Raw genomic sequence first — 13115 nt, forward strand, 5'->3', positions numbered from 1 at the left:
GATAAATGCAGGGAGGGGATAAGAGCATGTTCAGAACTGGTTTAGCGCTCTTGCTAGGACTCACACTGCTGGTAGGAGCAGCAGGATGTGGAAGTAAAGCCAAAGAAACAGCCACTGCCAGTGAGGCTGTACCGGTTGAGGTGGTAACCGCAACCGAAGGGCCCATTTCCCAGACCATTACTATTGCCGGTAAGGTGGTGCCCAAACAGGAGATAGCCCTGGTGCCCAAAGTGGGCGGCAAAGTCAGCCGGGTAACGGTGGATATTGGCCAGAGGGTAAAAGCTGGCCAGGTGGTAGTAGAGCTGGATGCCAGTGACCTCAAAGCCCAGATTTCCGCCACTGAAGCGGCAGTGCGTCTGCAACAGTCTTTGCAAAAGCAGGCCGAAGTCAACTACCAGGACGCCCTGAACAACTATAACCGGATCAAATATCTCTATGATCAGGGGGGAGCATCCCAGCAGCAGCTGGATACAGCCAGGGCCAACCTGGACCGGGCCCAGGCGGCCTACAGCCCTGCCGGGGGCGGAAGTTCTGCTGCCCAGATCCAGCAGGCCCAGGCCCAGCTGCAGGCCCAGCGGGTACAGCTGGCCAACTTTACCCTGACTTCACCCATTAATGGGGTGGTGACGGCCCGCAATATCGATCCGGGGGAAATGGCATCACCGGGAGTGCCGGTCCTGACCATCGTTGATGATAGCAGCATGCTGGTAGAAGTAGGCCTGATGGAAAACCAGATCAATTACGCCCGGCCAGGACAGACAGTGGAGGTAAAAATCACAGCTACTGGCCGTACCTATCAGGGGGTCATCCAGTCCATCAGTCCGGTTGCTGACCCGCGCAGCAAATCCTATTTAACCCGGATTGAGATCAAGAACGCCGATGAGTCGGTCAAAGGCGGCATGGTAGCGGAAGTGACATTGGCAGCCCAGGAGAAGGATAAGGCCTTGCTCATACCCAAAGCAGCCATAGTGGAAAAGCTAGGGGCCAGATATGTTTATGTTGTGACCGGTAACAAGGTGGACGAAGTCAAGATAGAAACCGGTTTGAGTGATGCCGAGAAGGTGGAGGTGCTTTCTGGAATCAAGGCTGGCCAAAAGGTGGTTATCGCTGGCCAGAACCTGCTGGCGGATGGTACTGAGGTACAGATCAAGGCAGGAGGCCAGAAACAATGAGGATCTCCGACCTTTCCATCCGGCGTCCGGTTTTAACTGCCGTAGTATTCATTTTTATCATCATAATGGGCCTGGTTTCGGTTACCCGTTTGGGGCTGGACCTTTATCCTGATCTGAATTTCCCGGTTGCTGCGGTTGTGGTTAATTACGAAGGGGTGGGACCCCAGGAGATTGAGAACCTGATTACACGCCCGGTGGAACAGGCTATGGGTACAGTCAACAATATCGATCATATTACCTCGGAAAGCCAGCCGGGCTCATCCCTGGTGCTGGTCTGGTTCAAGTGGGGCACTGATATGAGTGAAGCCGCCATCCAGATGCGGGAAAAATTGGACCGGATCAAGCCTGTGCTGCCCAGGGACGCCGATACCCCCATGGTGCTGAAAATGGACCCAACCCAGATCCCCATTTTGCAGCTGGGGGTGACTGGAGGTAAAGACCTGGCGGATTTGCAGCAAATCGTGGAGGATAAAATCCAGCCCCGACTGGAACGACTGGAGGGGGTAGCCTCGGTAGTTACCACCGGCGGTTATACCAGGGAGATTCTGGTGCAGCTGGATAGCAACAAGTTACAGCAGTATGGTCTCAACAGTACCCAGATTGCCGGCATTCTGCGTCAGGAAAACCTGAGTCTGGCCAGCGGGGAGCTGACTGATGGCGGCAAAATCCTGTTTGTCCGTACTCTGGGAGAATTCAGGAGTATTGATCAGCTGGCCAATCTGCCGATTCCTCTGCCCCAGGGTGGCACGATTGCCTTGAAGGATCTGGCTCTGGTCAAGGATAGTAATAAAAAAGTGCGTCAGTATACCCGTATCAACGGGAAGCCCAGTATTGGGATTCATATTCTGAAACAGACCGGGACCAATATTGTGCAGGTAGCCGACCGGGTCAATGCGGAACTGGAGCAGTTACAAAAAGAACTAAAAGCGGACGGGGTCCAGATCAGCATAGCGGTGGATAACTCCAAATTTATCCGGGACTCCATCAATCAGATTAAACAGCATTCCCTGGAGGGCGCTGTTCTCTCCATCATCGTGCTGTTGCTGTTTTTACGCAACTGGCGCAGTACCATCATTGTCGGCCTGGCCATTCCCATTTCAGTGGTTTCCACCTTTGTCTTGCTCTATTTGAAAGGCATCACCCTTAATATGATGTCACTCGGGGGCCTGGCCCTGGGGATAGGGCGGATGGTGGATGATTCCATCGTGGTGCTGGAAAACATCTACCGGCACCGGGAGCGGGGCTTGAGTCTCATTGAAGCAGCCCGCCAGGGCGCAGCCGAGGTGAGCAATGCTGTTATCGCTGCTACTCTGACGGCAATTGCCGTATTTCTGCCCATGATTTTTGTGGAAGGCATTGCTGCTGAACTGTTCCGGCAAATGGCTTTAACCGTTTCTTTCTCCCTGCTTTGCTCCTTGCTGGTATCTCTGATGCTGGTACCTATGCTGTCCTCCAGATTTTTGCGTCTGGAGCAGGAGAAAAATCGGCATGTGGTCTGGTGGGACCGGATGCTCAACTGGTTTAGCGCGGGTCTCAGCAAACTGGATGATCGTTATCGGGATTTACTGGCCTGGAGTCTGGGCCACCGCAAAACAGTGGTCCTGCTGGTAATCGGGTTGCTGGTAGCCAGTGGGGCACTGGTGCCGGTAATCGGCATGGAGTTTATGCCCAAAACCGATACAGGAGAGATAGCTGTAGACATTAAGCTGGCCAAAGGAACGATACTGGAAAAAACCGCAGCTGTAGCCGAGTATTGTGAGCAAAAAGCCCGGGAGCTGCCGGAAACGAAAGTGATTTTTACTTCAGTGGGACCTTCCGGTCGGGGAGGGATGGTCAATCTCAGCGGGCAATCGGAAAATGCCCAGATTCGCATCAAGGTAGGCGCTCGTTCTGAACGGCAGCGCAGTACTGACGAAATAGTGGAAGACTTGCGCCGCCGCATCGGGGTAGTGCCTGGCGCTAAAATTTCCGTCAAAATGTCAGATGCCAGCCAGGGAGGACCTGCCGGGGCGCCCATTCAGATCAATATCAAGGGGCAGGACCTGGAGGAGCTGGCTCGCCTTGCGGATGAAGTAGTGAAAAGGGTGAAACAGGTGCCTGGAACCCGGGAAGTGGAAAGCAACCTGGAAGCCAGTCGGCCGGAACTGCAGATTTATCTCAAGCGGGAAGTGGCGGCTCAGTATGGTCTGACGGCTACTCAGGTAGCCAGTGCAGTACACCAGGCTCTGGCCGGGGAAACTGCCACCCGGTTCCGTACTGGCAAAGATGAAATAGATGTGCGATTGGCTCTGGAAGACAGCTATGCCGAAAGTCTGGGGCGCCTGGCAGCGTTGCCTTTATCCCTGCCTGGGGGCGGGGTGGTGGCATTGGGTCAGGTGGCAGACCTTTCGGTTACCATGGGCCCGACCTCCATCAAGCGGGAGGAAAATGCCCGGGTAGTGACGGTTTCGGCAGAAAATGTGGGCCGGGACCTGGGCAGCGTCACCAAAGACATTCAAAAGGCTCTGGCCGACCTGCGCTTGCCCCCTGATTATACCCTGGAATATGGCGGGCAGAACAAGGAGATGATGCAATCCTTTGCCAGCCTGGCGCAGGCGCTGGTATTGGCGATAATTCTGGTCTATCTGGTCATGGCAGCTCAGTTTGAATCCTTCCTCTATCCTTTTATCATCATGTTCTCCTTGCCTACTACCTTTATCGGGGTGGTAGCAGGGTTGGCCTTGACTGGCAGAGCCTTTAGTGTCAATGCCTTTATCGGAGTGATCATGCTGGTGGGGATTGTGGTTTCCAATGCCATCGTGCTGGTGGATTACATCAATATCCTGCGGGAACGGGGCAAAGACCGCTGGACGGCCATTCTGGAAGCCGGGCATACCAGGTTGCGCCCGATTCTGATGACTACCCTCACTACTGTGCTGGGGATGATTCCTCTGGCTCTGGGAATTGGCGAAGGAGCAGAGGCGGAAGCTCCGCTGGCTACGGTAGTAGTAGGGGGATTGACCACCTCCACAATTCTGACGCTGGTGTTTGTGCCGGTGGTCTATACCCTGTTTGATGATGTGCGCAACTGGCGCTTTAAAAAATCAAAGATAGGGGGGAATTACCATGAAAGCAAGAATTAAAACCGCAGCCCTTTTCCTGGTTATTTTGCTCACCACTTTAACTTTATCTGATGGGGTAGGAGCACAAACTGCTAATCCTAAAGTGGTGAAGCTCTCCCTGGATCAGGCTATTGATCAGGCTTTAAAACACAGTTCGGATTTGAAACTGGCGCAAATAGCAATAGATAAGGCACAGATTGCTGTGGACAAAGCGGAAAACGGCAAAGAGCAGATGGAAGATGCTAAAGACAAATTGAGCTCGATCGGACAGTGGAATGACAGTTTTGATAACGACCTGGTCATGTATTATTATCCCCGTCAGGCCCGGTATGCGCTAACTATGGCGGAGAAGGCCAAAGCCCTGAAGGAAAAAAAGGTACGCCTGGAAACCCAGCAGCTTTATTATGAGGCTTTAAAAGCCCAGATGATGCGGGATGTCAAGAAACGCAGCCTGGATAAAGCTCAGGAAATGGTGCGGCTGGCTTATGCCAACCAGAAAGCCGGGGTTTTCTCCAAACTGGATGTCCAGAATGCCGAAACCCTGGCCGCATCCGCCAAAGCGGAATATATAGCCTATGAAAATAAGTTTCAGATCGCACGCATGAAATTGAATAAGCAGCTGGGACTGGACCTGGACACTCCCCTGCAATTGACCACTGTGCTCAATTATGTTCCCAGCAATGACCTGGATGTGGAAAAAACCATCAAAGATACGGTGGCTGAATCCCTGGATATTTACAGTGCCAATGAAGCAGCCAGTCTGGCAGCATTGAAGGCTCAGCTGGCAGATAAATATTATACTTCCAATGTTTTTACCAACCGGGAAGCTCAGACGGCCAAAGCAGAGGCAGAAGCGAAAAAAGAAAAAACGGAAGTAGAAGTGCGGCTGGCAGTAAAACAGGCCTATTATACCCTCAAATCTGCCGAGGAGAGGATTAATGTCTTAAAAGCCAGTATAAGTAGGGCCCGGGAGGGACTGCGCATTACCACCCTGCGCTATCAGAAGGGGATGGCAACCAATGCTGAGCTGCTGGATGCCCGGGTTAGCCTGGAACAGGTGGAAGCCCAGTACGCAGAAGCCATTTTCGACTACAATCTGGCACGGGCCCAGTTCACTTCCCGGCTGTTTGTGTTAGCTGGCTCTGAAGCCCAGACTACAGCTTCCACCGGAACCGGGGGGGCAGGATTTTAATGGAAACCAGCGGCAAGCGGGAACAAATTCTGGCGGCGGCGATGGAAGTCTTCAGCCGCCGCGGCTTCCATGAAGCCAAAATGGAGGAGATAGCGGCCGCAGCAGGAGTAGGCAAAGGTACAGTTTATGAATATTTTAGCAGTAAGGCTGAGCTGTTTCAGGAAATGTTTCGGCAAAACATATGTAAGCACCTCTCCCGTCTGGAAGACGCTATAGCGGCAGAAACAACGACAACGGGCAAAATTCAGCGTCTGCTGGAATTGCATTTTCAGTTTGCCTGGGAAGCTCAGGACTTAACCAGGTTAAGTCTGGATTTTGGCCATCTGAATTTTAACCAGGAGTTCAGGCAATGGATTCTCAGACATCAGAGACAAAAGATAGAATTGATTACCCGGCTGGTGAGGGAAGGCCAGGAGAAGGGAGAAATCAAAACAGAACTAAATCCCCATGCGGTAGCGCTGGTTATCCTGGGTACTTTCCATTCGCTGTTCGGGGCAATTATGGCTGGCACAGCCGAAGACAGACTGGTTAATGATATTTATTCCGTAATTATTCAGGGTTTAGCAGGAAAAACCAACAATTAGTCGAACAATATTATAGATATGCATAACCATTTTAAAGAAAATATAGATACCCTGGTGGCAAGGGGAGGACTGAAAAGGTTGAAAAGGATAGAGAAAAAAGTCAGGGGCCGGGCATATCTTTGCCTGGCAGTCTGGCTATTAGGGCTTTTTTTACCTGTTTCTGCTCAGGCTGCGGTTTTTCGGGATATTAGTTATAGCTGGGCGAAAGGGCAAATTCAGCATCTGGCAGCCCTCAATCTGGTCGAAGGTTACCGCGGTTATTTTGAACCAGACAGATTTTTGACCAGAGCAGAGCTGGCCAAAATTCTGATTGAAATAAATGGCCGTGGGAAGGAAGTTCAGAGCCTGCAGAACGTCTGGGGAGTATTTCGTGATCTGAGTCCGAAACACTGGGCCAATGGCTATATTCTCCTGGCCCAGGAACAGGGCTGGGTTAAGGGTTATCCTGATGGTACCTTTCGCCCTGACCAGCCTGTCACTCGACTGGAGCTGGCCTATATCCTCTCCCGTTTGCAGCCTTCTGACCAGGACGTGCCCTGGTGGAATCTCAGTTTCCGTGACCTGGGGAAAATACCGGAGGAGGCCCTGGGGGTTGTAGCTAACGGAGTCAGCAAGGGATGGCTCCAGGGTTATCCTGATGGCACATTTCGCCCCCACAACAAGTTAACGAGAGCTGAAGCTGCGTCGGTTGTCTACCGTTTTCTGGCTGACACAGGCGGACTTTATGATCTGGTAGGTACTGTAACAGCTTATTACCCAGGGGAAAGTGTTACCTTGAAAGCGGGTAATAAAGAAGTAACTTTGCGCCTGGCGCCTGAAGCATTACTGCCCGGTGGTGCCCTGTATAGCGGCTGGTATGGGGGACTAGTACTGGACCAGCAAGGGCGGGTTCTGCTGGCTGGCCCGTTGCAGGGGGTAAGCGCTGAAGTAGCAGTTCAGAGGAATAATAGTTCCAGTAGCGCCTTAACCCGTGACAATGACCAGTATCGCCTCTTCAATGGACAGCAGGAACCCAGCCAGGCTGCGCCGGACCCGGCGGTCAGCCTCAATATTACCAGGCGGGAAATGGGTGTAGATGAGCTGCTCAACCTGACAGGCGGGGCGACTGGATTGGGCGAAACCATTGCCATTATCGATACCGGTGTGGATGCGGCCCATCCTGATTTGCAGGCTAATATCCAGGGCTGGCCCAAAATAGTGGATTGGCGGGATGTAACTGAGGATGGGCTGGTTAATTTAAAAGAATTGCCTGCTGATCAAGGCAATGTAATCCTGGATGGACAGACACTGGGTATAAATTCCGCCTGGAGCAAAAGCGGGCTCTGGCGGGGAGGCTGGTGGCAGGAAAACGGAGTTGACCTGGATTTTAACGGTACCGGTGATGACCGCTGGCCGGTGCTGGTTGCAGATAGCAATAAAAAGGGAATTTATGATACGGTCTGGATTGATACCAACCACAATGGGGATTTTCGGGATGAAACTCCTTTGAAGGTGTTTGCCTCTAACCGCTCAGTACTTAAACTGGGCCAGGGGGAAAAGAAACGGGGGGTTGTCCTGGCTGAGCTGGCCAGTGATGGCTCCAGTTTGCGGCTGGGATTTGACGGCTCCGGCCATGGGACCCATGTCGCCGGGATTGCTGCAGCCAGTGGTCAGGTTAACGGCGTAGCTCCGGGAGCTCGCTTGCTGGTGATTAAAGCCGTGGATTCCCGCGGTCGTTCTGATACCAGTAAGCTGGCCCAGGCCATTAATCTGGCTGCTCGGCTGGGTGCCAAGATTGTAAACCTGTCCATCGGAATCCAGAGTGAAAATGGCCGGAGTTCCATTAACCGCCTTTTGAAAAACCTGTCCGATCAGTATGGTATTATTTTTGTAGTAGCTGCCGGCAATAATGGGCCGGGTTTATCCACTATCACCATGCCGGCAGACACAGCCGGAGTGATCAGCGTAGGGGCCTATATTTCCCCGGCTATGTGGTTACAGGATTACGGTTACAAGGTTAATAGCGATACCCTCTGGTTTTTCAGTTCCCGCGGACCCCGCAAGGATGGCCTGGCTTTGCCGACAGTAGTGGCTCCTGGCAGTGCGGTTTCTACTATACCGGGTGGTGGTTATGAACTATCTGAAGGAACCAGCATGGCTGCTCCCCACGTAGCAGGAGCTATTGCAGTTTTACGTCAGGGAGCCAAAGCTAAAGGATTGCCCGCAACACCTGAACTGATACGACGGGCACTGATCAGGGGGGCTGTGCCCATCAATGGTTATTCAGAAGTAGAGCAGGGAGCGGGCAAGGTCAATCTGGTCAAATCCTGGCTGGTCTTGAAACAGCTGCAGACACCGCCGCCAATGCTGGTGAGCATTAATGGTTATGATTTTGAATCGTTAGCAGGACTTTATGGCAGGGAATTTCGGCCTCTTGTGCTTGACTTGAAAATAACCAATATAGACAGTCAAAACTGGCAAATGCGCTTTGAATCAAATATTTCCGGAACAATCATGAGCCAGAACTATCTTTTGCTACCGTCGCTGACAAGCCGAACCCTACCCTTGCACTTTAACCTGCCAGCTGAACCAGGGCTATATACCTATCATTTGCAGGGTTATGCCGGGCCTAACCCTGAACCGGCGGTGGATTTGCTAACCACATATATTTCTCCGGAAAAATGGCAGACAGATGGCACGATCAAACGATGGCAAAAAGAGGATAATGCTCAGGCTGGGCAGAGTAAAAGATATTTTCTGAGGGTAGAGGAAGGCAGCAGCAAACTGCGGATCAGACTGCAAGTAGAAGGTGGACAGGGAAGAACCAGGCTGCACCTGTTTGACCCCCAGGGACGGGAAGTGGATCCTGACCTGACGGCTTTTGCCGGAGTTAATCCCGATGGCCAGAACCGCCTGGAAGTCAGCAAAGAGGTGCTGAATCCTCAGGCCGGTACCTGGGAGGTAGTAGCCTATACTTCCGCTACGCTGGCCAACTACCAGTTGACTGAATCAAAATACAGCTTGCAGGCTGTTCTGGAGAGGAGCACTGTTACATCAAAACCAGAAGGAGAATTGCTGGTTACTGTCTTCCGGGCCGAACAGGGGACGATGGTGGCGGTGCGCTGGCCTGATGGAAGACCCTATAATGGCATGATCTTGATTGACAGTGACCTTTTACAGGTAACTAGTGGCCGCGTCTATCTCTGGCCCAGACAAACATTAAACCCCGGCTATTGAGAGCCGGGGTTTTCCCTTAACTGCCACAACATCCCTAACAGGAACCAGAAATACGTATTCATCATCGGTACTTCAAAAATATTCTCCACTCCATTGTGGGCCAGTACTCCCGTCAATCCTGCTACCAGGCCAGCAGCCAGCAGGCGATCACCGGGGGCGCGGATGCGCCGGTAGGAACCGATGGCATACCGCCAGGCATTGAAGTAAACAAACAGCAATAGTGCCAAACCGATCAGGCCTGTTTCCGCCAGAGTCTTGATATAGTAGTTATCGACATAAAAAGTACCCGGGATATCATTTTGAGCCGCCACGGCACCGCCAAACCGGCCCAGACCCAGCCCGATCGCTGGCCGTTTCTCCACCTTTTCCAGGGCTGTGGTCCAGCGGACCAGGCGTCCGCCTTTCTGGCTGCTTTCGATATACTGGGGGCTGAGCATATAACTAATGCGGGCGCCAACCGATGGGGCCAGGACTGGTACCAGCAGAGACAGGGCCAGGATGGCCACCAGCAGCCGGCGATTGTAGCAGAAGCCGAAAACCAGCATGGCCAGCAGGAAAGCCAGCCAGGCGCCGCGGGAATAGGTATAGACCAGACATAAGAGCTGGGCAGCCAGGATGCCCCAGTACAGTATGTACTCCGACCAGCGCCGGGCAGAAAGGGCAAAGGCCAGGTTAATGGGAATAAACAGCATCAGATAAGAGCCAAGTACGTTGGGACTGCCGATAATGGAAAAAGCCCGAAATGATATAGATCGTTCTGCCTGGTCTACCCACTTGGCCGGGATGGAAACCCCGGCGGCCTTTTGATAGAGACCATAAGCTGCCACCAGGAATGCCCCCAGCAGGGCCACAAACAGCCAGGTCCGGATTTGGACCCTGTCCCGCAGGAAATTGACGGCCACAAAAAACCAGAGGGAATATTCCACTACAGCTCTGAGGCCATCCAGGCCGATTCTGGTATCGGGGGAGCGCAGGAAAAAGAGGAGCAACATGCCCCACCAGAACAGGATGATATATTTGGCAACTGGTGTGGCCTTAAGCTGCTGCCAGCCCTGAGTGGCTAACAGATAGACAAAGCCCAGACCTACAATAAGGACAAACAGCAATTCATCCCAGAGACCGGCCAGAAGGCCGATGGTTCGCAGGAGATAATCGATGATAGGATAGAGGGCTACTAAAAGCAAAAGCAGGCCAGTAAGATTCAGCCGCACCAGGTACTGATAGGTACCAGAAGATTGCAGGAAGTTTTGCAGCTTTTGGGCCAGTACTTCAAGGAAGGTCAGGAGCTGACGGTAAACCAGGTACAGACGGCTTTGCGGCCAGGCTGGCCAGGAATCCACCGGTTCAGTTACCCAGCGATAAAAGCGGCTATTGATGAAGATGCGATAGAACCAGCTGTTGGCGAGCATTTGTTGCCACATACCTTCTTCCTCACTTCCATATTTCTGTTCTCCATTATACTGATGTTGTAAAAGGCAGTCAAATCAGCTACAATAGACAGAGGTGAGACTGACAGATTTTGCGGGAGTTGGTCAAATTGACGAAAATTCGCGTCCTGCACATTATCGGGGGCGGGGAAATCGGGGGAGCGGAAAATCACGTTCTTTCCCTTCTGGCCGCTCTGGATCAAGAAAAATTTGCTCCTATCCTTTGCTGTTTGGCTCCCCGCCCCCTGTACCAGCGGGCCCGGGAGCTGGGAATAGAGGCCTATGCCCTGGATATGCGCCATAAACTGGATATTCATGTGATAAAAAGTATTTATCAGCTGATTAAGGAAAAGGATATCCAGATATTACATACCCATGGGGTACGGGCTAACCTGGTAGGGAGGCTGGCTGGACTCCGGGCAGGGGTGCCGGTGTCTGTAACCACTGTTCACAGTGTGCTGGAATATGATTATCCTGGTTTGCTGGATCGTCTGGTCAACAGCTGGACCGAAAAATCCACCTGGCGCCTGGTAGACAGGTTTATTGCCGTTTCCCAGCTGCTGGCCAGGGATTTGCAGCGCAAAGGCGTGAACGCTGAAAAGATTAGCCTGATTTATAATGGTATCCCGATACCTGCGGAGCCGACTTCCCCGCTGGACAAAGGGCTGCTACGGCAAGAACTGGGGTTGGAGCCACAGCGGCCGTTATTAGGGGTGATCGGAAGATTACATCCCGTCAAGGGCCAGGCGGTGATGTTACAGGCAGCGGCTCGCCTGGTTGCTCAGGGACGGGAATTTACCCTGCTGCTGGTGGGAGAAGGGCAACAGCGTCAGGAATTGCAAAATCTGACATCAGAACTGGGCCTGACGGGATGCGTGCATTTTCTTGGCTTCCGGTCCGATGCAGCGGAAAAAATTATGCCGGCACTGGACATGCTAATCATACCTAGTTTATCAGAAGGATGTCCGCTGGTCGCTCTGGAAGCGATGATCCGTAAGGTGCCGGTAATTGCTTCCCAGGTGGGCGGTTTGCCGGAACTGGTAGAACATGGTATCAGTGGACTGCTGGTTCCCCCCGGTGATCCGGTGGAGCTGGCGGAAAGAATTGTCTGGCTCTGGGAGCGGCCTCAGCTGGGACGGGAATTGACGGAGGCGGCCTATCTGCGGGCCAGGGAGAAGTTCAGTTTAGACAGAATGGTAGCAGATACGCAAAAAGTATATTTTGAGCTGCTGGCTCGTTTCAGGAAAGGGGAAAAAGACCGATGAACAAGGAAACGGCCCGGGCAGTGGTTTGCCTCTCTTCCATTGACTGGGACCCGATTTGGACCCGTAAACAACAGGTGATGTCCCGGTTGCCCCAGAACTACCGGGTACTTTATGTAGAACCTCCCATTACCCTGTTGTCAGCCTTTAAGGATAAAACCCTCTGGTTCAAATGGACGTTGTGGCTGAAAGGCAATCGTCCCTGGCGGGAGAATATCTGGCTTTATTCTCCGCCACCGGTATTGCCTTTTGGTAATAAATATCGCTGGATCAATAAAATTAACCAGTGGTGGCAGAGCCTCTTTATCCGGCGGCAGATCAGGAAACTGGGCCTCAAGCAGCCCTGGTTATGGATGTACCTGCCAGGCAGTGTGGATATAGTTGACCGCCTGGAACACAGCAAACTGATTTACGATTGTGTGGATGAACATTCCGAATATACCGGGCTGATTGATAAACAGGTGGTACGATCCATGGAAGCCGAACTCTGCCGCCGCTGTGATGTGGTATTTGTTACTGCCCTTGGCCTGTATGAAGATAAAAAAGGCTGGAATCCGCGTACATATTTCATTCCCAATGCAGCCAATCTGGAGCTGTTTGGCAAGGCCCAGGACCAGGCTACCCGGGTGCCGCCGGACCTGGAGCAAATTCCGCCTCCCCGGCTGGGATTTGTAGGGGTAATTCAGGACTGGGTGGACCTGGATTTGCTGGCGGAAGTAGCCCGTCTGCGTCCGAATTGGTCTGTGGTGCTGGTGGGACCGGTAGGGGCTGGGATTGATGTCAGTGCCCTGCAAGCTCTACCCAATGTTTACTTGCTGGGGCGGCGGGAGCAAAAGGAGTTGCCTGCTTATCTGAAGGGGTTTGATGTTTGTCTCAATACCTTCAAAATCAATGACTTGACCCGCAACGTCAGTCCCCTCAAGTTTTATGAGTACCTGGCTTCAGGCAAGCCTATTGTTTCAGTGGATATGCCCCAGGTACGAAATTTTGCCGATGTTGTCAAAATCGCTTCAACCCCGGCAGAGACGGTAGCCGCAGTAGAGGAGATTTTAGGCAGCGACAATGAGGAGCAGAAGGCCAGGCGGCTGGCCAGGGCCCGGGAAAACTCCTGGGAGAGCCGGGTTAAACAAATGCTGGAGATTATTTTAAGGAGGCAGTAAA

At 52.6% G+C, this 13115-nt stretch carries 8 protein-coding genes; 7 read left to right on the forward strand and 1 reads right to left on the reverse strand.

Annotated elements, in window-relative coordinates; translation table 11 throughout:
- Window positions 1-26: 26 nt before the first annotated feature.
- The 5 genes from ULO1_RS10645 to ULO1_RS10665 all read left to right on the forward strand — a co-directional run bounded on the left by ULO1_RS10645 (window position 27) and on the right by ULO1_RS10665 (window position 9265).
- A complete protein-coding gene (locus tag ULO1_RS10645) occupies window positions 27-1172 on the forward strand; it encodes an efflux RND transporter periplasmic adaptor subunit (RefSeq protein ID WP_159446891.1) in 1146 nt (381 codons plus the stop codon).
- Window positions 1169-4294 (forward strand): efflux RND transporter permease subunit, encoded by a 3126-nt coding sequence (locus ULO1_RS10650; protein ID WP_079933572.1) that lies wholly within the window; start codon window positions 1169-1171, stop codon window positions 4292-4294. The genes ULO1_RS10645 and ULO1_RS10650 overlap by 4 nt, the downstream gene beginning before the upstream one ends.
- Window positions 4278-5465 (forward strand): TolC family protein, encoded by a 1188-nt coding sequence (locus tag ULO1_RS10655; RefSeq protein WP_079933573.1) that lies wholly within the window; start codon window positions 4278-4280, stop codon window positions 5463-5465. Before ULO1_RS10650 ends, ULO1_RS10655 begins: the two co-directional genes overlap by 17 nt.
- Window positions 5465-6049 (forward strand): TetR/AcrR family transcriptional regulator, encoded by a 585-nt coding sequence (locus tag ULO1_RS14805; RefSeq protein WP_079933574.1) that lies wholly within the window; start codon window positions 5465-5467, stop codon window positions 6047-6049. Before ULO1_RS10655 ends, ULO1_RS14805 begins: the two co-directional genes overlap by 1 nt.
- Before the next feature lie 78 nt (window positions 6050-6127).
- Complete coding sequence (locus ULO1_RS10665; RefSeq protein ID WP_159446892.1) at window positions 6128-9265, forward strand: S8 family serine peptidase; 3138 nt, start codon at window positions 6128-6130, stop codon at window positions 9263-9265.
- Here the strand turns inward: ULO1_RS10665 and ULO1_RS10670 are convergent.
- Window positions 9259-10686: an O-antigen ligase gene (locus tag ULO1_RS10670; protein ID WP_079933576.1), complete on the reverse strand. Its 1428-nt coding sequence runs from the start codon at window positions 10684-10686 to the stop codon at window positions 9259-9261. The genes ULO1_RS10665 and ULO1_RS10670 overlap by 7 nt on opposite strands.
- Window positions 10687-10802: 116 nt before the next feature.
- On the opposite strand from ULO1_RS10670, the gene ULO1_RS10675 reads away from it, so the two are divergent.
- Window positions 10803-11957 (forward strand): glycosyltransferase family 4 protein, encoded by a 1155-nt coding sequence (locus tag ULO1_RS10675; protein ID WP_143325449.1) that lies wholly within the window; start codon window positions 10803-10805, stop codon window positions 11955-11957.
- Window positions 11954-13114, forward strand: coding sequence for a glycosyltransferase (locus ULO1_RS10680; RefSeq protein WP_078665183.1), 1161 nt, complete (start codon window positions 11954-11956; stop codon window positions 13112-13114). The genes ULO1_RS10675 and ULO1_RS10680 overlap by 4 nt, the downstream gene beginning before the upstream one ends.
- The last annotated feature ends 1 nt before the right edge of the window (window position 13115 follow it).

This window comes from Carboxydocella sp. ULO1 (genome assembly GCF_002049255.1).
Classification (GTDB): domain Bacteria; phylum Bacillota.